Source organism: Nocardia sp. NPDC052001 (assembly GCF_040680615.1).
Taxonomy (GTDB): Bacteria; Actinomycetota; Actinomycetes; order Mycobacteriales; family Mycobacteriaceae; genus Nocardia.
The window spans coordinates 38259-63652 of record NZ_JBFAXC010000002.1 but is presented as its reverse complement, the minus strand read 5'-3'; the positions used below and the strand labels follow the sequence as shown (position 1 = coordinate 63652).

Genomic DNA, 25394 nt, shown 5'->3' with positions numbered 1-25394 from the left:
GTCACGCGCAGTCGTGGCAGTCTTCCCCATGCTCCGACGACCGTGGGCATCGACAGATCAGGGAGGGTTTTATGGCAAAGATGGGTAGGCGAAAGCGCTCGCGGCTCAACACACAGGCTTTCCTGGCCAGTGGCGGCGTATCGAAGAAGCAGCAGGAAGCGGCAGAGCGCGCGATGCGAGGTGAGAGCGCCGCGGCCGTTTCGGCCGAGTCGGCCGCACCGGCCGCGAAGGCCGCCGCGCCACAGGCCGCCGCGGCGAAACCGGCCGCGGATGCTGCGGCGAAGCCCGCACCGGCCGCGGCCGAGCCCGCGGCGCAGCCCGGCGACGGCCCCGACCTCAACGCCCTCGCCGATCGAGTCAAGGCCCGCCGCAAGGAAATGGGCTGGACCCAGGGCGATGTCGCCAAGAAGGGCGGACCGGCCGCCGGCATGATCAGCCAGATCGAGCGCAGCCTGGTCGAATCCCCGGCCGCCGATGTGCTGAGCAAACTCGACGCCGGACTGGAGTGGCCCGCGAACACCGCCGAGGCCATCCTCGCGGGTCGCGTACCCGTCGGCGCGTAATCCCTTCGGTCATCCCGGCATGCTTTCGGCCGGGATCCACGCACCGCGATGCATTACACGGGTGTGGATCCCGGCCGAAAGCGCGCCGGGATGACGGGAAGGGTTAAGCGTCGTTCGTGCGGCGCAGTTCGGCCAGGATCCTGAGGGTCGGAATGCGGCCCGCCTCGGTATGACTGAGCATGGCGTATTCGGCCAGGCGCTCGTCGCCCGAGGTGATGGCACTGATGAGATGGCGGTGATCGTCGAGCTGTTCGGCCGCGTCCCGTTCGGTGGTGATGAAGAACAGCCACGCCATACGGGCCAGAATCGCTCGCATCAATTGCGTGAGCAGCGTGTTGCCCGCGAGTTCGACGATCGCGCCGTGCAGATCCGCATTGGTCTCCGCGATGCGCAGCGGATCGCGGGAGGCGATGGCCGCCTGCGAGTTCGACAGCGCGGCTTCCAGTGGCGCACTGTCCGCCCCCTGTCGAATACGAGCGGCCGCGAGCCGGGCGGCCAAGGGCTCCAGGCCGATTCGCACATCGAAGAGCTCCTCGACCGCGGTGCGGTCCCAGGATTGCACCACGGCGCTGCGGCGCGGCTGGGCGGTGACGATCCCGTCGAATTCCAAGAGCGTCAACGCCTCCCGCACCGGCAGGCGCGAAACGCCGAGCAGTTCGGCCAGTCTGGCCTCGGGCAGCTTCTGCCCCTCGGAGTAGACCCCGGTGATGATGCTGCGCCGCAGGTCGTCGTAGATGCGGCGGGTCTGGGAGGTGTCATCGACGATCAACTCTGACGTACTCACGTTTCGAGGCACCCGCCCAGTCTACGAACTGGTTTCGGTATACCGATATATCTCTTACGAAACATGAACAACACCCTCAGGAAACCGAGGTCGGTGATTCTGTATACCGAACATCGGATCCGAGGAGAAACGCTTGGCCGCCTACCTGCTGCGCCGCCTGCTTCAGGCGGTGATCACCGTCTTCGTCGTCATCACCCTGGCCTTCGGGCTCGGACGGCTCACCGGCAGTCCGGCGGCGACGCTGCTGCCGGAAACCGCGAGCCAGGCCGATGTGGCGGCGCTCAACGCGAAACTCGGCTTCGACAAACCACTGCTCACCCAGTACCTGGACTATCTGGGCGGTGTGATCACCGGGGATTTCGGTGACTCCTATCGCCAGGACGGCACTTCGTCCATGACGATCGTGCTGCAAAGACTGCCCGCCTCACTGCAATTGGGCACCGCCGGTTTCCTGCTCGGCGTCGCGCTCGCGCTGTTCGCGGTGCTGGCCGTGCATCTGAGCGGGTTCTGGTCGTTGCGCGGGGTACTGCTCGGCGTGGGCGCGGGCCGACTCGCGGTGCCGGACTTCCTGTTCGGACTGCTGCTGGTGCTGGTGTTCTCGGTGACGCTGGGCTGGCTGCCCTCGCTGGCGGGGGCGAATCCGCTCTCGATCGTCATGCCCGCGGTGACCATCGCGACCGCGCAGTTCGTGGTTTACGCACGGCTGCTGGACAATTCGCTGACCACCGAGAGTTCGCAGGACTACGTGCGTACCGCGTACGCCCGCGGGGAACGCCGCTCGACGGTCATCGTGCGCGAGATCCTGCCCAATGCGCTGCTACCGGTGCTCACCGTCTCCGGTATAAATTTCGGCACCCTGCTCGGCGGTCTGGTAATCGTCGAAACCGTGTTCGCCTGGCCGGGTTTGGGCCAGCTGATGCTCGGTTCGGTGTTCAGTCGCGACTTCCCGGTGGTCCAGTCCGGACTCATCGTGATCGCCGCCATCTTCGTCCTGGTCAATCTGGCCGTCGACCTGCTGTACGGCTTCGTCGATCCGAGAGCGAGAGTTCGATGATCCCTGTTCTGCCGCGCCCGTCCCGTGCGTCCTCGACGCGCAGATATTCGGCGCGAAATATATTGGCACTCACGGGAATAGCCATGATTCTCGCGGTCGTGCTGTTCTCCCTGCTGTATCCGCTGACCCCGGGATACAGTCCCTACGCCCAGGAACTCTCGGCCGCGTTCACCCGGCCGTTCACCACCGGGCACTATCCGCTCGGCACCGATTCGCTGGGCCGGGATCTGGCCAGCAGGCTCGCGCTGGCCGGGCGGATCACCCTCGCGCTGGTGGTGGTGATCGTGCTCGTCAACGCCCTGATCGGTGTGGTGATCGGCACGGTCTCGGGCTACTTCCGGGGCCCGCTGGACAGCCTGCTCATGGGCTATGCCGATGTGCAGCTGGCGGTTCCGATGTCCCTGGTGATCATGGCGCTGTCCGCGGTGCGCGGGCCGAGCGTCATGCTCATGGCCACGATTCTGGGGCTGACGTTCTGGGTCGGGTACGCCCGGGTCAGCCGATCGGTCGCATTGGGTTTGTCCACACGGGATTTCGTCATCGCGCCGCGACTGCTCGGCGCGCGCTCGAGCTGGGTCATGCGCAAACACATTGTGCCGCATGTACTCACACCCGTCGGGATTCTGGCCACCGCCGACCTCGGCAATGTGATGATCATGATCTCGTCGTTCGACTACCTCGGGCTCGGTGTGCAACCGCCGACGCCGAGCTGGGGTCTGATGATCACCGACGGGCAGAAGTATGTGCGGCAGGCGCCGTACCTGACCATCGTCCCGGCCGTCGCGCTGCTGCTGGTGATCGGCGGAACCCTGCTGGTGAGTCAGCGTTTCACCGGCGATGGACAGGGACTGCGCCGCACCGTGCGGGCCGGACGCCGGCAGGCGGTGGCGGCATGACCTCCACTCCGCTGCTCGAAGTCACCGATCTGACGGTCGGATACGTGACCCCGGAGGGCGAGCGCATCGTGCTCGTCGATTCGGTATCGCTGCGCCTGGAACCTGGCGAAGTCCTCTGTCTGGTGGGTGAATCCGGCTCCGGGAAGTCGGTCACCATGCTCGCCGTACTCGGCCTGCTCACGCCACCGCTGACGGTGTTCTCCGGCAGCGTCCGATTCCGCGGTCGCGAATTGGTCGGCGCGGATGACGAGACCCTGCGGCGGTTGCGCGGGGCGGAACTCGGCATGATCTTCCAGGATCCGATGACCTCGCTCAATCCGGTGCGCCGGGTCGGCGTGCAGATCGAGCGCGCGCTCGCGGTCCACCAGCGCCTGGATCGCAAGGCTAGGCGGCAGCGCGTCGTGGAACTGCTTGCGGCGGTGGGTATTCCGCAGCCCGAGGAGCGGTCCCGCGCCTATCCGCACGAATGGTCCGGCGGTATGCGCCAGCGCGCGGTGATCGCCATGGCGATGGCGAACGATCCGGCGGTGCTCATCGCCGACGAACCGACCACCGCGCTCGATGTCACGGTGCAGGCCCAGCTCATGCAGGTGCTCGCCGAGGCCCGCGCGCGCACCGGCGCGGCCATGGTGCTCATCACCCATGATCTCGGCCTGGTCGCCCAGCACGCGGACCGCGTGGCCATCATGTACGCGGGCCGGGTCGTCGAAACCGGCACGGTCTGGCAGATATTCGATGATCCGGCACATCCGTACACCCGGGGGCTGCAACGCAGTCTGCTCGGCGGTGACGGCGAACCGGACGGCCGCGCCTACGCCATCCCCGGATCACCGCCCGCACCCGCACAGCGACCCACCGGCTGCGGTTTCGCACCGCGCTGCGAATTCCCCGGCAAGACAGCGGAGTGCGATACCAACACGCCCGCGTTGATCGCACTCGACACCGATCACGCGCTCGCCTGCCCGCCCGCGCGGGAGGCGATGCGCACCACCGCACCGAGCGGACGGCAGGCAGCCTCATGAATCCGATCGCCCTTCCCGATCACGTCCGAGCGATGAGCAGGAACAGTCCCGAGACCGACTCCGCCGCAACGGAAGTCACCGAGTCACCCGAGGACGTCATTCGCGTGGAGGACCTGCGGGTGTCCTTCACCAGCCGCCGCGGCCTGCGCGCCAAGCGCACGCTGCGGGCGCTGGACGGGATCTCGTTCAGTGTGCGGCGCGGTGAAACCTTCGGCCTGGTAGGCGAATCCGGCGGCGGGAAGTCGACGCTGGTGCGCACCCTGTTCGGAATCAATACCCCGGATTCGGGGAGTATTCGCATCCTCGGTGAGGATCTGGGCGCACTGCGGCCGAAAGCGCGGCGGGCGCTGCGCAATCGGGTGCAGCTGGTGTTCCAGGATCCCTATTCGTCACTGGATCCGCGCATGACCGCGCACGACATCATCGCCGAACCACTGCGCATCGCGGGCGTCTACCGCCGCGAACGCGTCCTGGAACTGCTGGCCCAGGTCGGCCTGGGCGCGGATGCGCTGGATCGGCGTCCGGCCGCGTTCTCCGGCGGGCAGCGTCAACGCCTGGGCATCGCCCGGGCATTGGCGCTCGACCCCGAGGTGCTGGTGCTGGACGAACCGGTGTCGGCACTGGACGCCTCGGTGCAGGCCCAGGTCATCAACCTGCTGCGGGATCTGCAGGAGCGGCTCGGACTGTCGTATCTGTTCATCGCGCACGACCTTTCGGTGGTGCGACATCTGGCGGACCGGGTGGCCGTCATGCATTTGGGCAAGCTCGTCGAGATCGGCGCGACCGAGGACGTTTTCACCGCACCCCGGCATCCGTACACCCGCGCGCTCATCGCCGCCGCACCGGTGCCCGACCCCCGGGGTCGCGGGCGCGGGACCGCGGCGCTGTTGCGCGGTGAACTGCCCGATGCGGCCAACCCGCCCAGCGGCTGCACCTTCCGCACACGCTGTCCGATCGCGAAAGCCGAATGCGCGCACCATGTTCCACCCCTTGAATCCCGAGATCCGGACGGCCATGCGGTGGCCTGCCTCTTCCCCCTGTGAAAATGAAGGAAATCAATGAGATCCAACCTCTCCACCGTGCTGGCCGGGCTGACCGTGCTGGCCGCCGGTTCGCTCGTCCTGAGCGGCTGCTCCCCCGCCGGCGTCTCCGGTAATTCGTCGAACGCCATCGTCGTCGGCGCGGTCGCCGAACCCGAGCATGTGCCCGACCCGATCATGGACGGCTCGCTCGCGGGCTACAACTACTACTTCGCCGAATTCGAGCAGCTGGCCCGCTTCGACGCCGACGGCAAGATCAATCCGCTGCTGGCCACCAAATGGGAGCACAACGCCGATTTCACGCAGTGGACCTTCACCATTCGCGAGGACGCCAAATTCCAGAACGGCGCACCGGTGAAAGCCTCGGACGTGGCGTTCACCTACAACACCATCAAGGCCAATCCGACCGGTGATCCGGCCTCGTACATGGAGATGTTCGAGCACGCCGTCGTCGGACCGCAGAACACCGTGATATTCACCCTCAACGCCGCGTATTCGGCCTGGCCGACCATTGTCACCGGTGTGTCGATCGTGCCCGAGGACGTCTACACCAAACTCGGATCCGCCGGATTCGCCGCGGCCCCGGTGGGTTCCGGGCCGTTCATGTTCGATCACTACACGCGCGGCGTCGAATACGTGCTCAAGCGCAATCCGAACTACTGGGGTAAGGCCACCGAGGTCGAGAAGATCACCTTCAAGACCGTCGGCGATGCCGATGCCCGCCTCAATGGTGTGCAGTCCGGCAGCCTCGACGTCGCGCTCATCGCGCCGAATCAGGTGTCGGCGGTTTCTGGTTCGGCCAATGTGACCGTCAAGGCCAATGTGTCGAACGGCGTGACCTTCCTGGGTATGAACTCCTCCGCCGGGCCGCTGGCCGATCAGAAGGTGCGCGCGGCGATCGCGCTGGCCATCGACCGGACCGCCATTGTGAAGAATGTGCTCGCCGGTAAGGCGACCGTGGACAATCAGCTGATCGCCAAGAATGTCGGCGGCTTCGATCCCGCCTATCCGCAGGCGGTTTACGATCCGGCCAAGGCCAAACAGCTGCTCGCGGAATCCGGGTACAAGGGTCAGGCCATTCCCTTCCAATACGCCACCAACGGGCGCATTCCACTGAGTTCGGAAATCGCGCAGGCGATTCAGGGCGATCTGGCCAAGGTCGGCATCAATGTCACGCTGAACGGCACCGATCAGGGCAGCTTCTCGCAGATCATCTACGGCACCAAATCCGCGACCGGGCTGTATCTGAACACCTACGCGCCCTCCACCATGGACGGCGACGCGCCGGTGTCGTCCATGTTCGGCGGACAGCAGAACGATTACGCCATGCAACCGGTCACCAAGGCCCTGGTCGCCAAGACCCGGACGGTCGGCGGACAGGATCGGATCAATGCCTACAGCGAATTGTTCCGGCATAACGACGGTCAGGCGCTGCTGATCGGGCTGTACACGCCCGACACCAGCTATGCGGTGCGGCCCGGCCTGAATTGGACGCCGCGCGCCGACGGCATGATCACCCTGGACGCGGTCACCTTCCCGAAGAGCTGACCACCTCTCACCCGATGACGAGCGAGAAGAAGGAAGTATGAGCGGCAACCTCCACATCACCAACGTGCGCCCCTGGGGCGGCGAACCCGTCGACGTCACGATCGAGAAGGGCGCGATAGCAACGGTTTCCGCCGTGGGAACGGTCGACGCTCCGGCGGGCCAGGTGCTGGACGGCGGCGGCAGGCTCATTCTTCCCGCGCTCTCGGATGTACATCTGCATCTCGACTCCAGCTGTCTCGGTTTGCCTTTCCGCGCCTACACCGGTGAACCGGGACGCTGGGGCCGCATCATGAACGACCGGGCGAACTGGCGATCGGCCGAGCGTTCGGTCGCAGAACGCGCGACATTCACCCTCGCTACGGCGATCGCCAATGGCGCCACCAGAATTCGGACGCATGCGCAGGTGGACGCCGATTCGAAACTGACGAAGTTCGAAGGCGTGCTGGCGGCGCGGGAACGCTACGCCGACGCCGCCGATGTGCAGATCGTGGCTTTCCCCCAGGTCGGAATCCTGCTCGAGCCGGGGGTTTTCGATCTGCTCGACGCGGCGCTGCGCGGTGGCGCGGATCTCATCGGCGGTATCGATCCGTGTGAGATCGACCGTGATCCCGTGCGGCATCTGGACGCGGTATTCGAGCTCGCCGAACGGCATCAGGTCGGGGCGGATATCCATCTGCACGAGGCCGGTGAGCTCGGCCTGTTCACCCTGTCGCTCATTCTGGAGCGGGTCGAGGCGCTCGGAATGCAAGGGCGCGTAACGATTTCGCACGCCCGCGCGCTGGCGAGCGGACTGCGGGGCGTACCCGCGACCATCGAACGACTGGCCGCGAATCGGGTGGATATCACCCATGCCGCCGGGGGTAGCGGCTGGGAGTTGCCACTGCTCGACCTGGCCGCCGCCGGGGTGCGCGTCGGGGTCGGGATGGACGGCCAGCGCGACTACTGGTCGCCGTACGGCAATGGCGACATGCTCGATCGCGCTTGGCAATTGGCGTTCGTCCAAGGGTATTCCAGTGATCCGCAGGTGGAACACGCGCTGGCGGTGGCGACCTGGGGCGGCGCGAGCATTCTGGATCACGATCTGCCGGTACTGGATCGACTCGGATCGCATCCGGGTTTCACCTCGGGTGATCCCGCCGAATTCGTGCTCGTGGACGCGGTGAGCCCCACGGCCGCAGTGATGGATCGGCCGGCAGAGCGCACCGTCATCCATCGGGGCGCGGTGGTTGCGGTGGACACCGCACTGGACGGCTTCGAGATCCCCGGACGCTGGGGACGGGCGGGACAGTGACTGTGCGCCAACGCATTCGGGCGAGATATCTACTCGCTCACGAAGAAGGCTCGCATGTGCTGATCGAGCACGGCGAGGTCGTGGTGGACGGCTCGCGAATCGTCTTCGCCGGGCCGCGCGCGACCGGACCGGCCGCCGAGACGGTTATCGAACTCGGTGACGCGCTGCTCATGCCCGGGCTCATCGACCTCGACGCGCTCACCGATATCGACCACACCATTATCGATTCCTGGCAGTCACCCGAACTCGGGCTCGGTCTGCAATGGTCACGCGACTACGCCGAACATCGGCGGCGGGCCGTATTCGATGCCGAGGAGCGCGCTTTCATCCGCGAATACGGCTTCGCGCAATTGCTGCTGCACGGGGTGACCACGGCCATGCCGATCGCCTCGGAGGTGCACAGCGACTGGGCCGAAACCTGCGCGGACGCCATCGCCATGGGCGAGGCGGCGGAGCGGCTCGGGCTGCGGGTGTATCTCGGGCCGAGCTATCGCGCGGGCGTCAATGTGGTGGACGCGGACGGCACCCGCTCCATCTACTGGAACGAGGCCCTGGGCAATGACGGATTCGACGGTGCCGCAGCGTTTCTGGATTGGGCGCGCGCACGAGATTCCGATCTCGTGCACGGAGCGCTGCTGCCCTGCCGGATCGAGACGCTCGGTGCGGACCTCATGCGGCGCACCGCGAAACTCGCCGCGGAATCCGGTGTGCTGGTGCGGCTGCACGCATTACAGGGTTTACTGGAACGACGACTGATCCTGGAGGAGTTCGGCGCGCCGCCGCTGGAGGTGCTGGCGCAGACCGGGCTGCTCGGGCCGAATCTGCTGATACCGCACGGCATCTACATCGATTCGAATCCCTTCGTCGACGCCGACACCGATACCGACCTCGCCACCCTGGCGGCCTCGGGAGCCACGGTCATCCACTGTCCGCTCACCATGGCCCGGCATGGTGCGGCCCTGGACAGCTTCGCGCGCTATCGATCGGCGGGTGTGGCCCTCGCACTCGGAACCGATTCCTTCCCACCGGATCTGGTGCGCGGCATCGACACCGGTGTCACCGTCGCCAAGATCCTGGCGCACCGCACCGATGCGATCGGCTACGCGGACTATGTCACCGCGGCCACCCTCGGCGGCGCGACCGCGCTGGGCCGCACCGATCTCGGTCGCATCGAGGCGGGCGCGACCGCCGATCTGGTGGCCTTCCGGCTGGGCGATCCGCTCGACGGAGTGCTGGACGATCCCATCCGCACCCTCTGCATGAACAGCACGGCCCGCGCGGCGACCTTCTCCATGATCGCGGGCCGCATCGTCATGCGTGACGGGCGGATACCGGGTATCGACCTGACGGCCATGACCCGACGCGCCCAGCGGCTGTTCGATCGGATGAAGGACGCCTACTCCGAACGAGATTATCTGCGCCGCAGCACAGATGACCTGTTCCCGACGTCCTTCCCCGGGTCACGACAGGGCGACTAGGCCGCCGGGGCGGGCGGGGTGTTCAGCTCGTTGAAGAACTGGAACAGCGCCACGGCCGCGACCGGACCGCCGATGAAGATGGTGCCCGCGACCACGCCGATGGCGGCCAGGGCCGCGCCGGTGACCAGGCACCCGCCGATGAAACCGGGAATCGCCAGGGTGCCGATGGTGATGGCGGCCGCGCCCGCGCCGACCGCCGCGCCACCCGCGATACAGCCGATGCCCGCACCGATCACGGTGCCGATGAGGCTGCCGATGGCGACACCGACGGAGACCTCATTGGTCAGGTTGCTCAGCGCCTGATTGAAGTTCGCGTTCGCGGTGGCGTCGATTTGCTTGACGGCCGGGGCATTCGGGGCGACCGGGGTGGCGGCCGACGGATCGGTGACCGGGGTCAGCGTGGCGGTGGTGCCGTCGATGCGGGCGGTGATCGGAAACAACGCGCCGTCGCGCTGGTATCCCAGGGGCACGGTCGCGACGGTCTTCCCGGTCGCGTCGACGATCTGGAACTGATTGTCCTTCGCGGACAGTGAACCCGCGTCGGTCGTGATGACGACCGAGTGATCGACCACGCTGGCCCGGTAATGGATACCGGGCGCGATATCGGTGCCAACCGTGCTGTTGCCCGCGGGCTGTGCGGAGGCCACATTCGCAGTGACGGAGGTGACGGAGACTGCGGCGACGGCGACGGCCGCGGTCGCGACAAAGGAACGGAACTTCATCAGAATCTTTCCAGGTTCGGCGAATTCGGTATGCACGCCGGTAATTCGAATGCGCGACAACCGCGCTGGGCGCTCATCATGTGCCGAGAATTCGAGCGCTGTCAATCCACGAATGGGAATAGTGACGCGCACCGCATCGATAGACTTCATGCACTGCGAAGCGCCAGGTCAGAGCCGAATTATGGTGAACCGTAAAGGATTCAGGCTAAGCCGTAAAAGTTCCGTACAGAATTCCGGAAGGGCACCGTTCGAGATTGACTCGTAGGCGGCGCGATGTGAATCCTTGAAATTCATTTCAAGGAGATGGTCATGATGGTCACCGCACGCTCCCCTGCCCGGCGATGTTTCTGCTCGTACCTCTAGCGGAATTACTCGGGATTCCCCGGCTCCACATCACCGAATCGCCCCGTGGCGAGCGCGGTTGCGCGGTGCCGGTCGGGGAAGCCGGGGCCGAGCGACACCGAGACATCGGCGTGGCGCAGGGGTTCACGGCAGTGCGCGCAGACCACCTCGGCGTGGGTGTCGTGGTCGCAGACCGTGTGGTGCAGCACCACCGGCGGGCCGTCGGGGGCGAGGTAGCGATCGCCCCAGGCCATCATGGCCGCGATGACGGGGAAGAAATCGCGGCCCTGATCGGTGAGGTGGTATTCGAATCGGGGCGGGCGCTCCTGGTAGCGCACGCGTTCGAGCAGGCCCTCGTCCACCAGGCGGGTCAGGCGCTGGGTGAGCACATTGCGGCTCAGGCCCAGAATGCGCTCGAATTCGTCGAAACGCTGTGCGCCGTAGAAGGCTTCGCGCAGGACGAGCGGCGTCCACCAATCGCCGATGAGGTCCACCGTGCGCGCCACCGTGCACGGCCAATTGGCGAACGTCGTCCGTTTCATGCGTCCACGGTATCCAAGCGGGCCGGAACGTACTTATGCCACGGGGTGCCGACCCATTCGTCGCGGGAATCGAATTCGGTGAGTTCATTGGGCGCCGCGCCGGTGGTGACCTGTGCTCCGGTGGCATCGGTCACCGAGAGCCCGAAACCATTGGGCAGGGACAGGTGGCCGGGGCGCATGCGATCGGTGGGCTCCACCGGGACCTCGACGCTGCCGCGCCGGGTGGTGACGCGAATCAGATCACCGGAGCTGACGCCGAGCCGCTCGGCGTCGGATTGGCTCATGCGCAGCGTGCCGCCGCCATCGCGCTTGCGCCACAGCGGATCCCGGACGATGGTGTTGGCGGTGAAGGCGCGCCGCTCACCGGCGGACAGTACGAACGGCCACTGATCGTCGGCGGCGTCGAATTCGGGCAGGGTGGCCACGACGTTCAGCAGGTCCGCCAGATGCAGCTGGATCTTGCTGTCGCGCAGCCGATTCCAGGTCTCCTCGTAATCGTCCTCGGTGATGACGATGCCGTGTTTACCGGTGAGGATGGCCTCGAACAGCCGCTCGCCCGCCGCCAATCCGGTGCCGTACCCGGCGCGTTCGACGCTCGCGGGGAACTTGCGCGCGCAGTTGTAGGCCGCGGCCCACAGCAGCGCGGCCGCGGCCGCACCATCGGGCAGAGTCGGCCCCAGCGTCCGATACAGCAGTACCGGAGCGAGTTTCGATTTGTTCCGGTCGGCGAGAATGCCGAGGAAGGCCATGGCGAACGCCTCGCGGCCCTGAGCGAGGGCCTCGCGCAGCGGGCGGTAGTCGTCCTCGGTGAGCGCTCCCGACGCCTCGACCAGGCGGGCGTGGATCTCCGGTTCGGCCAGGACGCCCTCGGGCGCGGGCAGCAGCGGATGCCGCAGGTGGAAGATATTGCGCGGGAAGTCGAAATTGAAGAACGTCGCCTCGTACTTCTCGAACTGGGTGGCGGCGGGCAGCACATAGTCGGCCTGGCGCGCGGTCTCGGTCATGGCCACATCGACCACCACCACCAGCTCCAGCGATTCCAGCGCCGCGCGCATACGAGCCGAATCCGCCAGGGAATGCACGGGATTGCTGCTCTCGATGAACATGGCGCGATAGCGGGCCGGATGATCGGTGAGGATCTCCTCGGTGATCACATTGCACGGCACCAGACCGCTGATGATCGGCGCGCCCGCGACCGGACTGCGCGGCCCCTCCCCCGCCGGATGTCCGCGATCATGGCCGATGGCGGCCATACCGGTGAAGGCGTACTGGGTGCCGGGCTTACCCACATTGCCGGTGAGCAGCCACACCAGCTTCTCCACGTAACTCACGACGGTGGAGTACCGGTTCATCTGCACGCCGAGATCCTCCAGCGCCGCCACCGATTCGGCGCGGGCCAGCCGATGCGTCGCCGCCACCACCAGATCGAGGTCGACATCGGCTATGGCGCAGTACTTCTCGATCGGTACCGAGCGCAGCACCGCCGCCACCTCGTCCAGGCCGAGGGTGTGTTCGGCCAGCCAGGCGGTATCGATGAGGTTGTCGCGCAGCAGGATCGCCGCCATGGCCGAGAGCAGGTACACATCGGTGCCGGGGCGCAATTGCAAATGGAAATCGGCGAGTTCGGCGGTTTCGGTGCGCACCGGATCGAGCACGATCATGGATCGCTCCGGATCCCGGCCGATCTCCTTGAGCACCGTGCGGGCGCGCGGAAACCCGTGCGACTGATAGGGATTCTTGCCGATGAAGAACGCCACCTCGGCATGTTCGACATCGGCGCGCATGGGATAGCCGGTCATGCGCGCACCCACCCAGAAGTCACCGGTCTTCTCCTGCGCCAGCGCACTGGAGCGGTACTTCATGCCGAAGGCGGCCATGGTGGCGGGCGCGTACGCCCCGCCCAGATGATTGCCCTGACCGCCACCGCCGTAGTAGAAGATCGATTCGCCGCCGTGGCGCAGCCCGATCTCCCGCAGCCGCGCGGCGATCTCGGAAATCGCGGTATCCCAGTCGATTTCCTCGAACTCACCGTCGGGGCGGCGGCGCAGCGGCGTGGTCAGGCGGTCGGTGCGGCCATTCTGGTAGTGATCCAGGCGCAGCGCCTTATTGCAGGTGTAGCCCGCCGAGGCGGGGTGCAGCTTATCGCCGCGGATCTTCTCGAAGGACCGGCCGTCCGGCCCGAGCAGCACCTGAATGCCGCAGTTGCACTCGCACAGGATGCATGCCGTGGGCTGCCAGTCCGTCATTCGCCCAGCGTAGGTGAGTCAGTTCACTTGCGCTACCCACTCGGGGAAAGTCGCGGGCCGGACGGGGGAAAGCCGCCGAAATCAGGTACGCGGATACGGCCACGACCAGTTCGCGACCTCCGGGATGTCCTCGCCGTGTTCACGGGTCCAGGCGCGGGCCGTCCAGCGCGCGTCCACCATTTCCTGGCGGAGCCCGGCGGCTCGCGTTTGCAGTCCGGGTACACGGTCGATGACATCCATGACCAGGTGGAAGCGATCCATGTCATTGAGCATCACCATGTCGAAAGGTGTTGTGGTGGTGCCCTTCTCCTTGTATCCGCGCACATGCAAGCCGGAATGGTTGGCCCGCCGGTAGGTGAGGCGGTGGATCAGCCACGGGTAGCCGTGGAAGGCGAAGATGACCGGGCGATCGGTGGTGAACATGGTGTCGAAGAGGCTGTCCGGCAGGCCGTGCGGATGCTCGTCCCGCGTTTGCAGGCGCATCAGGTCGACGATATTGATCACCCGAATCCGCAAGTCCGGCAGTCGTTCCCGCAGGATCGCGGCCGCCGCCAGGGTCTCCAGCGTCGGCACATCGCCCGCGCACGCCAGCACCACGTCCGGGGTGGTGCCGAGATCGTCGTTATGGCCCGCCCAGTCCCAGATGCCCGCACCGCGCGCACAGTGCACCGTGGCCTCCGGCACCGAAAGCCAGTCCGGCTGCGGCTGTTTACCCGCGACCACGACGTTCACATAGTGCCGCGAGCGCAGGCAGTGATCATAGGTGGAGAGCAGGGTATTGGCGTCCGGCGGCAGGTACACCCGCACGATCTCCGGTGACTTGTTCAGCACCACATCCAGGAATCCGGGGTCCTGATGGGTGAAGCCATTGTGGTCCTGTCGCCAAACATGTGAGGACAGCAGGTAATTCAGGCTCGGGATGGGGCGTCGCCACGGCACCGCCGCGCTGGCGTCCAGCCATTTGGCGTGCTGATTGAACATGGCGTCGATAATGTGGATGAACGCCTCGTAGCAGGTGAAGACGCCGTGCCGGCCGGTGAGCAGATAGCCCTCCAGCAGGCCCTCGCACATATGCTCGGACAGCACCTCGATGACCCGGCCGGTGCGATCCAATTTCACGTCGTACTCACCGATTTCGGCCTGCCAGTCCCGGCCGGTGACGGTGAGGATGTCCTGGAGGCGATTGCTGGCGAGCTCATCGGGGGCGAAGGTGAGGAAGTTGTGCGGATTGGCGGCGGTGACATCGCGCAGCCAGGTGCCGAGCACCTGTGTCGCCTCATGTTTGGTGGCGCCGGGTGACGGGACCTCGACACCGTAGTCGCGCCAATCGGGCAGGGCCAGATCGCGTACCAGGGTGCCGCCATTGGCGACCGGGTTGGCGCTCATCCGCCGGTCCCCCGCCGGAACCAGTCGCAGCAACTCCTCGACGGGGCGGCCGGAATCGTCGAACAGCTCGCGCGGGCGATAGGACTCCAGCCACTTCTCCAGTACCGCACGATGTTTCGCATCGGTGCGGGCGGCGGGCAGCGGCACCTGATGGGCCCGGAAGGTGCCCTCCACCTGTTCGCCGTCGACGATCGGCGGACACGTCCAGCCCTTCGGGGTGCGCATGACGATCATCGGCCAGATCGGGCGGGTCGGATCGCCGGTGCGCGCGATCTGCTGGATCTCGGCGATCCGGTCCATACAGTCGTCCATCGCGGCGGCCATATCCTGATGCACCGCCGCCGGATCGGTGCCCGAGACGATGATCGGCTCGTATCCGTAACCACGCAGCAGCGAGATCAGCTCCGATTCCGGAATGCGGGCCAGGATGGTCGGATTCGCGATCTTGTATTCGTTCAGCGCGAGAATCGGCAGCACCGCACCGTCGCGCGCTGGATTGAGGAACTTGTTCGCGTGCCAGCTGCCAGCGAGCGGTCCGGTCTCGGCCTCCCCGTCACCGATCACACAGAAGACGGTCAGGCTCGGATTGTCCAGTGCCGCACCGAAAGCGTGCAGCAGCGAATACCCGAGTTCACCGCCCTCGTGGAAGGAACCCGGCGTCTCGGGCGCACAGTGACTCGGCACGCCGCCCGGAAAGGAGAACTGCGCGAACAACGCCCGCATCCCATCGGCATCGCGCGGAATACCGCTGTACAGCTCGGAGTAGGTGCCCTCCAGCCAGGCGCACGCGTTCGGCCCCGGCCCGCCGTGCCCCGGCCCTGCCACGAAGACCGCGTTCAGATCCCGGCTCAGAATGGCCCGATTGGCATGCGCCCACACCAGATTCAGGCCCGGCACGGTACCGAAATGCCCGAGCAGTCGCGGCTTGATCTGCTCGGCTTCCAGCGGCTCGCGCAGCAGCGGATTGGCCATCAGATAGATCTGCCCCACCGCCAGATAGTTCGCCGCCCGCCACCAGGCATCGATGAGGCCGAGTTCATCCCGATCGAGGGGTCCGGGACTGTCATCGAGTCGATAGGGCGTCGGCGCGACGGTCCGACCGCCCTCACCGCCGATATTGTCGGCCGAAGTGTCATCATTCGCGCTGGTCAACTGCGTCATGCACCGAACTCCTCACGCTTGCGGGGTATCGCCTGGGCGGACCTTTCGGGCGGAGATTTACGCCCAGGCTACCCGCTCCCCCGACCGACATCCGGACATAGCCGACGCCGCCGCCCCGATGTCGCCGTGGTCGCGATCGCGCTGCGCCCACCCGTGCCGACATCGGACTCAGAGCAGCGCCCGGCCCGTGAAGGCCAGCAGCCGCCGATGTGCGGGGACAGCTGCCGCGATACCCACTGCCGGGCCGAACATGCCGGGTCGCCGGAAGTTGTCGAAATCATTGTCGCGCAGGATTTCCAGGAGGTCGGCGGCCGCTCGCTGATCGATGAGATCCTCGCGGCCGGTCGCGACCGCGAGATCCATACCGTGCACCAGAACCTCGGTCAGGTGGATGAGGGCCGCAAGGGTGCCAGGAACAGGGCCGAAGCCCAGACGCACCGTGCCGGACAGGGCGTCCGGGCGGTGCCAGGCGGCACGGTCGAGAGTCGCGGCGGTGCGGTAGGCGGCGTGGTGATCGGTGGTGAGCCAATCGGATTCGTGTTCGCCGCCCGGATCGGTGCCGGTCAGTTCGGCGGCGAAGATGCGCATACCGCCGACCAGGTGGTTGAGTTCGGTTCGGACATCCCACTTTTCGCACGGGGTGGGCGCGGACAGCTGGTCGGCGGCGATGGCGTCGACTATGCGGCCGGTCGCGGTCAGTGCGGTGTCGATGTGGTCGACGATGCTGGACATGGTGTGCTCCAGGAACTTTCGAATGCGACAGGGCCGGGTGCGGCGAGATCAGGCGAAGACGTCGTCGAGCCAGTCGTAGACGCGGGCGTAGGCCAGGCGCTGCGCACCGGATTGGCAATGCGCGTCCGCGCCTTCGGCTTCGGTGAACTTCACCAGGGTCTTGGGGCAGGTGAGGTGGTCATACAGCAGTTCGGGCTGGCCCTGGAAGAAGCCGTCGTCCACACCGTCGCAGACCAGGGTCGGGCAGGTGATGCGCTCGGCGATGCCGTCGCGCACGTGATAATCGAGGTAGGCGGCGCAGAATTCGCGGGCGGTGCCGATTCCGAAGGTGAACTTGCCCTGATCGACGGCCCAGCGCAGCATCGGGCTGTGCTGAACGGCCGCGTCGAGCATGGCGTCGAATTCGGGATCGGAATCGGCACGCAGGCGGCGTTCGACCTCGGCGCGCTCACCGGGCAGGTTCGCGGTGGAGATATCGCCCAGGTCGTAGATTCCGTCCACGGTGATCAGGGCGGAGACGCGGGGTTCGAAGGCTGCCGCGCGCGGGGTCAGCACACCGCCCATGCTGTTGCCGAACAGGGCCAGGCGAGCGGGATCGACTTCGGGGCGGGTCAGCGCGTAGTCGATGACCGGGCCGACCACGTTCTCCCAATCCGGGCGGAAGTGCAGGCCGCGGCGATGCACCGCGCCGGGCTGACCCGGGCCGTCGTAGACCAGCACGTTGTACCCGCGTTCCACGGCGGCGGCCGCACCGGAGAAGTACATCTCCTCGGCGGAACCGTCGAAACCGTTGCACATCAGCACGGTCGGGCGCGGTGCGCCGGACTCGTCGACGCGGTAGAAGTAGCCGGGCAAGGTGGTGCCCTCGTAGGGGATTTCGATCGGCTCGATCGGCGTCACCGCCAATTCCGCTGCCGCGCGGAAGCATTCGACCTGTAGGTCGTAGGCGTGGGTGACGCGCGGATCGGCCGGATCGCCGTGCAGGAAGAATTCGGCATTGCGGTAGTAGTTCGAAGCACGCAGGAACGCGTCCCGGGCGCTGACCGGGTGACCGCCCGCCAGCGAGGAACGCGCCTGTGCCGCAACCCGATCGGCGGTGGTGAGCCATTCGTCATGCCAGCTGTCGTAGTCGCCGGCCTTGATGCGGTGGGTGGTCGCGACGGCCTCGCCGAAATCGGCGCCGCCGTAGGTGATGTGGCCGAGGGTGCGCAGCGTCTCGTACCAGAACTGGGTGTCCTCGGGGAAGAAAACCGGTTGCATGATAGCTCCTAAAGCAGTTCGTAGCGGCGTTAAGAACAACCGTAGAAGCATGCCGAACTAAACGCAACCCCCAACTGCGTTAGAGTGTGGTCATGGAATCGGAGAAGACCCGGCGGCCCGGCGGGCGCAGCGCCCGGGTGCGCACCGCCGTCCACCAGGCGGTCACCGAACTCGCAGCCGAGCGCGGCTACGGCAATTTCACGATCGGCGAGGTCGCCGCGCGCGCCGGAGTGGCCGATACCAGCATCTATCGCCGCTGGGGCACGCTGGAGGCGCTCAGCGCTGACGCGGCCATCGGCTGGCTCACCGAGCATTCACCGATTCCCGATACCGGCAGCCTGACCACGGACCTGCGCGGTTTCGCGGCGAAGGTCGCCTCGGATGTGTCCGGTCCGGGCGGGCTCGGGGTGCTGCGGCTGGCGATGGCGCTGACCAATGCCGGGGAAACCGGTCAGCAGGCCCGAAATCAGTTCCTCATGGCGCGTTTCGAACAATTGCGCACCATGGTGGACCGGGCGACCGCCAGGGGTGAGCGGGCACCGGATCCGATGGATATCGTGGACCACATACTGGCCCCGATCTATATCCGGACCCTGTTCGGCATGGGGCCGCTCGACCCCGGATACACGAACGGATTGGCCGACCGGCTGGTCGACCAATCCGCTTGAATCACAAGGGAACTCAGGCCGGGCAGCCGTCCTTGATCCACGCCTCGAAGGCATCCACGTGTTCCGCGGGCCAGGCACCGTCGCACGGCATCGAACCCTGCCGCAGGCGGGCGAGAATGCCGTCGGCGTGCTGGGTCACGTCATCGTGCGACCACAGATCGAACACCCAGCTCATGGATTTGCGATCCATCTCCCGGAACAGCGGTTTGATGTGCTCGGCGAATCCGATCGGCTCACCGGCCGACGGCAGCACGGCCGACTGCTCGGCCTTGGGCGCGAGCGCCGAAATACGTGATCCCGGAGTGGCATTGCAGACCCACCACCAGCGCGGCACCGGCATATGCGGCGGCGGATTCGCACCCGGCTGGGAATTCTCCACCGCGATGCGCGAACCCCATTCGACATAGGCGGCGAAGGCGGCGCGGAACTCCGGATCGCGCGGCAGGCCCGCGTCATCGGCGGCCCGCGAGATGAGCTGGGCCCAGCGGGCGCGCCACTGTTCGGTCAGCGCCTTACCGGCGTGCTCGGCGACCATATGGTCGTAACCGCCGTACTGCTCGGTGTAAAGCTGTGGCCCGCCGAAGGTTTCGGTCATCCAGGCGGCCACCCGCTCCGGATGGTCGGGGGACATGCGGGCGAACAGCGGGGCCAGCAGATCGTCCTGCGCCACGTATTTGCCGTAAAAGATCTTGGTCATTCGGGTGAGCGCGGGCAGCCCGCCCGCCCACTCGTAGAGCGAGGGCTCCTCGGACAGCGGCGGATCGCGGAATTCGACGTAGTAGTGCATACCGCTGCAGAACGGCTTGTTGCGGGACTGACCGCACCGGCACAGGCTGTAGTGCTCGCGGGCGTCATCGCCGTCGAGCGGTACGCCGCCGGTGATCCGGTACGGACCGTCCTTGGACACCTCGATGGCCGGATCCCGGTGCGGGAGCACCACTTGCGGACTGCCCAGCGCGCCGGACGGGCAGGCGCGCACCGCCGCCGTGAGCTCATCGGCACGAGCGCCACTGGGGGCCACGAAAGGCTCCTCGGTGGCACGGAAGGCGGTGGGCACCCGGTCGGTACAGAAACCCGAATGCGCGCAGATACCGCGATTGTCGGTGATGGTCATCCCGACCCCGGGATAGGTGTCGAGCCGATCCGGCACGCGTTCGGGATCCTTCGCGCCGCTGAACCCGATCCGGGCGTGGCTGCCATCGCACAGCGGCTTCATTTCCGAAGCGCCGCAACGGCACAGCGCCATCTGCGGGAAGGTGCGCACGGGTTCGCCGAGCCAGTTGGTGAGCTGCTCCGGGTTCGTGACCAGGTACGGACCGTCCGGGGACACATCGATATGCGTCGGCGAAACACCCTGAATCTCAGTGAGTTCGGCGATTCGCGCGGTCAAAACCTCTTCGTCCGAAGCGAATACGCACGCCAGATGCTGGAGCGCGGCCACCGCCTCCAGCAATTCGGGCTGATCGTTGCCCACGCGCAGGCGGGTGGCGTCCTTGGCCAGCTCCCAGAGTCGCGATTGCGGTTCACCCGGCTCGGGTTCGCTTGCGGCGGAGTCTATTTCGCCGACCGCGGCGGCCAGCGGGCGGATCACCGAATCGGCCAGCGGGGTCGCGCCCTCGACGAGTTCACCATCGAGCTGACGGGCACGAGCCAGCAGTGTTCGGAGTTCGTTCTGGATGGCGGTGGTCAAGGCGGCCCTTCCCTCGGCGCGAACGGATATCCACTCGAAGAATGGCCCACCTCCAGGCTCGGGAACAACGACCGTTCGCTCAACGCTTACGTAGTGCCACTCAGGAAACGAGCGAAGGACCATGGAGCTCTACGAAATCGAGGGATTCCTCGCCGTCGCGGAACACCTGCATTTCGGGCGCGCCGCCGAACAGCTACACGTCTCCCCCAGCCGGGTCAGCCAGACCATCGGACAGCTCGAGCGCCGGGTGGGCGCACAGCTGTTCCGGCGCACCACCCGGCGGGTCGCCCTCACCCGGATAGGCGAGCAACTGCTCAGCGATCTGCGACCCGGACACGAACAGATTCAGCAGGCCATTCGGCGGGCCATCGGCGCGGGCCGGGGTTTCGCGGGCACGCTCACCGTGGGGTTCATCGGCGCGGCCGCCGGACAGCTCTGTCACGCCACCGCCGCGAGCTTTCGCGCCGATCATCCCGAAACCGAGCTGAATATCCGCGATGCCCAGCTCACCGACGGATTGCGCTGGTTCAGCAGCGGTTTCGACATGGTGCTGGTGAGCAGGCCCATCGAGGATCCGGGCCTGGTGCACGGTCCGGTGCTGATCACCGAACCGCGCGTCCTGGCCGTATCCGTAACGCATCCCCTGGCGAGCCGGGACAAGATCGAACCGGAGGATCTGGCGGCGGTGACCCTGCTGGACGTGCCCGATACCGTGCCGCGCTCGTGGGTCGAGGACCACATTCCCGGCGAAACCCCTGCCGGCAGGCCCATTCCGCGCGGCCGGATCACGCACACCTTTCAGGAGGTGCTCGCCAGTATCGGCGCGGGTGAGGGCGCGTTCATCTGCGGCGCGCAGGTGGATCGGTTCTATCGGCGGCCCGATATCGCGTTCGTGCCGATCATCGAAACCCCGCCCATGCACTGGGGTTTCACCTGGCGCGCCTGTGATGAGACCGCCCGCATCCGCGCCTTCGACGCCGCTGCGCACGCCGTCGCGATGGGAAATATCAAGCGCGCCAACGAGATGTGAACGACTTGCGCGCGGGCAGCTCCTCGCCGCGCTCACGCACCCGCTCGGCCAGTTCGGCACCGCGATCCTTCACCACCTCGCCCAGATCCGCGCCCCGGTCCTTGACCACCTCGGCCAACGCCGCACCGCGATCCTTGACGACCTCCGACAGCACCGACCCTCGATCCTTGACCACGTCCGAGAGCACCGCGCCCCGATCCTTCATCACGTCGGCGAGTTCCGCGCCGCGATCCCTGGCGAATTCGGAGAGCTCCGCGGCGCGCTCGCGGGCCGTCTCGGCCAGCTGCGGGCCGTGATCCTTGGCGAATTCGGCCAGGTGCGAGCCCTGTACCTGGGCACGCTCGGCCAGATGCGCACCGGATTCCTGGGCGCGCTCGGCGAGCTGCGCGCCGTGCGTCTGCGCCGCATCGGCCAGACCGGCCGTTCCGGCGGCGGCACGTCCGGCCAGCTTCTTCCATCCGGGCGTACCGCGCCCGCCGACATCGCCCGAGGCGATGAGCAGACCGCCGAGCAGGCTCACATCCTTCAGGAATCCCACCCGCTTGGCCGATCGCAGGGCCGGGTCGTTCTCGGCCCAGAAATCCTGTTCGGTGAGCGTCGCGGGAATCACGGTGGCCGCGAGCACCGCCGCGGCCAGCCGGGGCACCCGCCCGAAGGCCAGCAGCACGCCACCGCCCACCTGCACCATGGCATTGATGCGCACCGCGCGTTCGGGTTCGGGCAGCCGGTCCGCGTAGCGCTCGGGTAATGCGCGCTGCGCCTGTTGCACCCGCACCGTGGCGGCCTTGGCGCGCTGCTGCGGATTGGCGAGGGTGTCCAATCCGTCGGCAATGAAGGCCGTGGCCAGGAGCGGGCGGGCAAGTCGTCGCATCAACATGTGAGGGGTTCCTTCCGGGTCGCCGTTATTCCGGCGATACCCGGATCAGGCTCGATAAACCCCCCGGTGGATAGCGTGTTATCGGAATCTCGGTTTGACAACGAGCGCGCTGGGTACCCGCAGGGAAGGTTGATAACACAGCCGATCCCGGCGCGGCCCGCAGTCCCTGCGGCCGCACCAGTGCGACAGCCGATTTTTCCGCCGCGGCATCCGCGACGCGACGCAGCCGACCTCCCCTCAGCGAGAGGTCGCGAGCGAATCGGCGGAAGTCGGAGTGCAACCGATGAGCGAGAACAGCTACGACAATATCGAGGCGGCTTTCGAAGAGCTCGCCATCGCCGTAGAGGATCACGACCCCAAGCGAGAAGCGTTGCGCGAGCGCATCATTCAACGCTGTCTGCCACTCGCCGACCATATCGCGCGCCGATTCGCCGGGCGCGGTGAGGGATTCGACGATCTGCAACAGGTGGCACGGGTGGGGCTGGTGCAGGCCGTCGCTCGCTATGACATCTCGCGCGGTTCGACCTTCCTGTCCTTCGCCATCCCCACCATCATGGGCGAGGTGCGCCGGCACTTCCGCGACTACACCTGGTCGGTACGAGTTCCGCGCCGCACCAAGGAGATTCAGCTTCAGATCGGCGGCGCGGTGGAACGCCTCGCGCAGCGCCTGGGCCGGATGCCCAAGGCCCGCGAGATCGCCGCCGAACTCGGCGTCGACCTGCTCGAGGTCACCCAGGCACTGGTCGCCGCCAACGCCTATCAGACCTCCTCGCTGGACGCGTACACCAGCGATGACGGCGAGAACTCCCCCATCCCGCCCGCCGAAACCCTCGGCGGCGAGGATCCCGATTACGAACTCATCGAACAGCGCATGGCGGTGCGCCCGCACCTGATCGAACTCGGCGACCGTGAGCGCGACATCCTGACCATGCGCTATTTCGAATGCAAGACGCAGAAGCAGATCGCCGATTGCCTCGGCATCTCGCAGATGCACGTCTCGCGCATTCTCACCAGGACGCTGACCCAGCTCCGCGAGGACGCCCTGGCCGACTGACGCGAGCCGCCCGCCGGCGCGAGCCGCTCGTCAGCGCCGGTGCGAGCCACTCGTCAATGCGTTCCCACGCGTTCGAGCAGTCCGCGCAGGGTGGCGCGTTCGGCGGCGGACAGCGCGGCGAAGGATTCGGCCAGTACAGCGTCGGCGACCCGGTTGGCGGCGGCGAGCGTGCGTTCGCCCTCCGGGGTCAGCCGGTGCTCGATGGCTCGCCCGCGACCGGGCGCCACTCTCGTACTGCACGGCGGTGCGGGGCCATTCAGCGTGGCGACCCTCGCCGAACATCTGGGGCGCACCCGGCGGGTGCTCACACCCACCCATCCCGGCTGGAACGGCACCCCGCGCCCGGCGGAGATCGACACCATCGCCGATCTCGCGGCCGCCTACTTGCGCGACCTCGCCGAGCGGGGGTTGCGCGATGTGCTGGTGGCCGGCTCCTCCATCGGTGGCTGGATCGCCGCCGAGATGGCCGCCCAGGACGACGCGGGCCTGATCGGCGGGCCGATCCTCATCGACGCCACCGGGATATGGGTTGACGCGGAACCGATTCCGGATTTCTTCGCCCTCGACACGCGTCAGATCGCCGAATACTCCTATCACGATCCGGATCGGTTCCATCGGGACCCGGCCACCGTGCCCGCCGCGCAAATCGCTGTGCGACAGGGGAATATGGTCGCGCTACGGCATCTCGCGGGCGAGCCCTACATGCACGATCTGAGCCTGTTCGACCGGCTCGCGGCGGTGCGGATTCCCGCACTGCTGCTGTGGGGCGCGAGCGATCGGATCGTCACGCCCGCGTACGGGGCCGCCTATGCCGCGGCCTTCGGCGATGCCCGCCTCGAAATCATCAGCGAGGCAGGACATCTGCCGCAGCTCGAACAGCCCGGAGCGACTTTCGCGCGTATCGACGCCTATGTCGGTGAACTGGATCAGGCGCGAGCGCGGTAGGCCGCCACCGCCGCGTCGGTCTCCTCGGTCACCATATCGGCATTGATCATCGCGCCCGCCATGGCACCCGCGGCGGCGGAGGCTCCCACCTGGGCGGACATATCGGTGACATTGCCCGCGACCCAGACGCCGGGCACCTCGGTACGGCCGGTGGGATCGACGGCGGGCACGTGCTCCCCCATCCCCGAGGGGTGGTCGACGGCCTTCAGGCCCAGGGGCGCAAGGAAACTCGCGCGGGCGACCATGTGCGAGGCCACCGCCACGGCCGTACGGGGGACGACGGTGCCGTCCACCAGCCGCACGCCGACGACGTTCCCGTCGGCGGTCTCCAGTGCCGCCACCTCACCGGTCACCACCGGAATACCCCGTGCCGCAAGCTGTTCGGCCTGTTCGTCGGTGGGGGGCAGGTGATGCGCGAAATAGGTGACGTCCGGGCTCCACTGCCGGAACAGCAGTGCCTGATGCACCGACATGGGTCCGCTGCCCAGGATGCCGATGGCGCGATCGCGAACCTCCCAGCCATGGCAGTAGGGGCAGTGGATCACATTGTGGCCCCACTGCTCTCGCAAGCCCGCGATATCGGGCAGCTCATCGACCAGGCCGGTGGTCACCAGCAGCCGCCGGGCGCGCAGGGTCCGGCCGTCGGCCAATTCGACCGTGAAGCCGAGGGTTTCGGCATCGGCCACCGCATCGGTCCCGTCCGCGCCGTCGCGGGTGGCGGCGACCACGGTGCCCGAGATGATGTGCCCGCCGTAGCCGCGCACCTCCTCGCGACCGCGCTCGACCAATTCGGCCGGGGATATGCCCTCGCGGGCCAGCAACCCGTGCACTCCCTCGGCGGGGGCATTGCGCGGTGCGCCCGCATCGATCACCAGTACCGAGCGCCGGGCCCGCGCGAGCATGAGCGCACCGTTCAACCCGGCCGCGCCGCCGCCGATCACCACCGCGTCATAACCGTTCGCCAGTTGATCCGTCATCCTGACCTCCTCGTTCGTCTGCTTCGACAATGCGAGAACACCCACAATCCTGGCAACTAATGTTGCCGATACGGCAAAATCGGGGG

Annotated in this window: 23 protein-coding genes; 12 read left to right on the top strand and 11 right to left on the bottom strand. The window is 66.9% G+C overall.

Annotated elements, in window-relative coordinates; genetic code table 11:
- Positions 1-80 precede the first annotated feature (80 nt).
- On the top strand, positions 81-563 hold the full coding sequence (locus AB0L82_RS08675; RefSeq protein ID WP_364632984.1) for a helix-turn-helix domain-containing protein: 483 nt from the start codon (positions 81-83) through the stop codon (positions 561-563).
- 103 nt (positions 564-666) lie between these two features.
- Here AB0L82_RS08675 and AB0L82_RS08670 read toward each other — a convergent pair whose 3' ends face one another.
- The gene (locus AB0L82_RS08670; RefSeq protein WP_364632983.1) at positions 667-1347 is read right to left on the bottom strand and encodes a GntR family transcriptional regulator; all 681 of its coding nucleotides are present in this window, start codon (positions 1345-1347) and stop codon (positions 667-669) included.
- A gap of 133 nt (positions 1348-1480) precedes the next feature.
- Here AB0L82_RS08670 and AB0L82_RS08665 point away from each other — a divergent pair, with 133 nt between their 5' ends.
- The 7 genes from AB0L82_RS08665 (at position 1481) to AB0L82_RS08635 (ending at position 9676) form a co-directional block, all read left to right on the top strand.
- On the top strand, positions 1481-2401 hold the full coding sequence (locus AB0L82_RS08665; protein WP_364632981.1) for an ABC transporter permease: 921 nt from the start codon (positions 1481-1483) through the stop codon (positions 2399-2401).
- A gap of 83 nt (positions 2402-2484) precedes the next feature.
- A complete protein-coding gene (locus AB0L82_RS08660) occupies positions 2485-3297 on the top strand; it encodes an ABC transporter permease (protein WP_364632979.1) in 813 nt (270 codons plus the stop codon).
- On the top strand, positions 3294-4319 hold the full coding sequence (locus AB0L82_RS08655) for an ABC transporter ATP-binding protein (RefSeq protein ID WP_364632977.1): 1026 nt from the start codon (positions 3294-3296) through the stop codon (positions 4317-4319). The genes AB0L82_RS08660 and AB0L82_RS08655 overlap by 4 nt, the downstream gene beginning before the upstream one ends.
- Before the next feature lie 32 nt (positions 4320-4351).
- Positions 4352-5362: an oligopeptide/dipeptide ABC transporter ATP-binding protein gene (locus AB0L82_RS08650; protein WP_364632975.1), complete on the top strand. Its 1011-nt coding sequence runs from the start codon at positions 4352-4354 to the stop codon at positions 5360-5362.
- A gap of 15 nt (positions 5363-5377) precedes the next feature.
- Positions 5378-6907, top strand: a complete 1530-nt coding sequence (locus AB0L82_RS08645; RefSeq protein ID WP_364632973.1) for an ABC transporter substrate-binding protein — start codon at positions 5378-5380, stop codon at positions 6905-6907.
- Between the two features lie 37 nt (positions 6908-6944).
- Positions 6945-8198: an amidohydrolase family protein gene (locus tag AB0L82_RS08640; protein ID WP_364632972.1), complete on the top strand. Its 1254-nt coding sequence runs from the start codon at positions 6945-6947 to the stop codon at positions 8196-8198.
- Positions 8195-9676 (top strand): chlorohydrolase family protein, encoded by a 1482-nt coding sequence (locus AB0L82_RS08635; RefSeq protein WP_364632970.1) that lies wholly within the window; start codon positions 8195-8197, stop codon positions 9674-9676. Before AB0L82_RS08640 ends, AB0L82_RS08635 begins: the two co-directional genes overlap by 4 nt.
- On the opposite strand, the gene AB0L82_RS08630 is transcribed toward AB0L82_RS08635, so the two are convergent.
- From AB0L82_RS08630 to AB0L82_RS08605, 6 genes are all read right to left on the bottom strand, one after another.
- On the bottom strand, positions 9673-10434 hold the full coding sequence (locus AB0L82_RS08630; protein ID WP_364632969.1) for a hypothetical protein: 762 nt from the start codon (positions 10432-10434) through the stop codon (positions 9673-9675). The genes AB0L82_RS08635 and AB0L82_RS08630 overlap by 4 nt on opposite strands.
- Positions 10435-10766: 332 nt before the next feature.
- Positions 10767-11282, bottom strand: a complete 516-nt coding sequence (locus AB0L82_RS08625; protein WP_364632967.1) for a helix-turn-helix domain-containing protein — start codon at positions 11280-11282, stop codon at positions 10767-10769.
- The gene (locus AB0L82_RS08620; RefSeq protein ID WP_364632965.1) at positions 11279-13528 is read right to left on the bottom strand and encodes a molybdopterin-dependent oxidoreductase; all 2250 of its coding nucleotides are present in this window, start codon (positions 13526-13528) and stop codon (positions 11279-11281) included. Before AB0L82_RS08620 ends, AB0L82_RS08625 begins: the two co-directional genes overlap by 4 nt.
- An 81-nt stretch (positions 13529-13609) precedes the next feature.
- Positions 13610-16075, bottom strand: a complete 2466-nt coding sequence (locus AB0L82_RS08615) for a phosphoketolase family protein (protein ID WP_364632963.1) — start codon at positions 16073-16075, stop codon at positions 13610-13612.
- A 168-nt stretch (positions 16076-16243) separates the two neighbouring features.
- The gene (locus tag AB0L82_RS08610; protein WP_364632961.1) at positions 16244-16807 is read right to left on the bottom strand and encodes a TIGR03086 family metal-binding protein; all 564 of its coding nucleotides are present in this window, start codon (positions 16805-16807) and stop codon (positions 16244-16246) included.
- A 48-nt stretch (positions 16808-16855) separates the two neighbouring features.
- Positions 16856-18067, bottom strand: coding sequence for an alpha/beta hydrolase (locus tag AB0L82_RS08605; protein ID WP_364632959.1), 1212 nt, complete (start codon positions 18065-18067; stop codon positions 16856-16858).
- Positions 18068-18159: 92 nt separating this feature from the next.
- On the opposite strand from AB0L82_RS08605, the gene AB0L82_RS08600 reads away from it, so the two are divergent.
- Positions 18160-18735, top strand: a complete 576-nt coding sequence (locus AB0L82_RS08600) for a TetR/AcrR family transcriptional regulator (protein ID WP_364632958.1) — start codon at positions 18160-18162, stop codon at positions 18733-18735.
- A gap of 13 nt (positions 18736-18748) precedes the next feature.
- Here AB0L82_RS08600 and AB0L82_RS08595 read toward each other — a convergent pair whose 3' ends face one another.
- Positions 18749-20425: a CDGSH iron-sulfur domain-containing protein gene (locus AB0L82_RS08595; protein WP_364632956.1), complete on the bottom strand. Its 1677-nt coding sequence runs from the start codon at positions 20423-20425 to the stop codon at positions 18749-18751.
- Between the two features lie 121 nt (positions 20426-20546).
- On the opposite strand from AB0L82_RS08595, the gene AB0L82_RS08590 reads away from it, so the two are divergent.
- Positions 20547-21455 (top strand): LysR family transcriptional regulator, encoded by a 909-nt coding sequence (locus AB0L82_RS08590; protein WP_364632954.1) that lies wholly within the window; start codon positions 20547-20549, stop codon positions 21453-21455.
- On the opposite strand, the gene AB0L82_RS08585 is transcribed toward AB0L82_RS08590, so the two are convergent.
- The gene (locus AB0L82_RS08585; protein ID WP_364632952.1) at positions 21433-22332 is read right to left on the bottom strand and encodes a DoxX family membrane protein; all 900 of its coding nucleotides are present in this window, start codon (positions 22330-22332) and stop codon (positions 21433-21435) included. The genes AB0L82_RS08590 and AB0L82_RS08585 overlap by 23 nt on opposite strands.
- Positions 22333-22615: 283 nt before the next feature.
- Between AB0L82_RS08585 and AB0L82_RS08580 the strand changes: the two genes are divergently transcribed.
- The gene (locus tag AB0L82_RS08580; protein WP_364632951.1) at positions 22616-23386 is read left to right on the top strand and encodes an RNA polymerase sigma factor SigF; all 771 of its coding nucleotides are present in this window, start codon (positions 22616-22618) and stop codon (positions 23384-23386) included.
- A 53-nt stretch (positions 23387-23439) separates the two neighbouring features.
- Here AB0L82_RS08580 and AB0L82_RS08575 read toward each other — a convergent pair whose 3' ends face one another.
- The gene (locus tag AB0L82_RS08575; protein WP_364632949.1) at positions 23440-23613 is read right to left on the bottom strand and encodes a hypothetical protein; all 174 of its coding nucleotides are present in this window, start codon (positions 23611-23613) and stop codon (positions 23440-23442) included.
- Here AB0L82_RS08575 and AB0L82_RS08570 point away from each other — a divergent pair.
- On the top strand, positions 23588-24331 hold the full coding sequence (locus AB0L82_RS08570) for an alpha/beta fold hydrolase (RefSeq protein ID WP_364632947.1): 744 nt from the start codon (positions 23588-23590) through the stop codon (positions 24329-24331). The two genes, AB0L82_RS08575 and AB0L82_RS08570, sit on opposite strands and share 26 nt — an antisense overlap.
- On the opposite strand, the gene AB0L82_RS08565 is transcribed toward AB0L82_RS08570, so the two are convergent.
- Positions 24313-25308, bottom strand: a complete 996-nt coding sequence (locus AB0L82_RS08565) for an NAD(P)/FAD-dependent oxidoreductase (RefSeq protein ID WP_364632945.1) — start codon at positions 25306-25308, stop codon at positions 24313-24315. The two genes, AB0L82_RS08570 and AB0L82_RS08565, sit on opposite strands and share 19 nt — an antisense overlap.
- Positions 25309-25394: the final 86 nt, after the last annotated feature.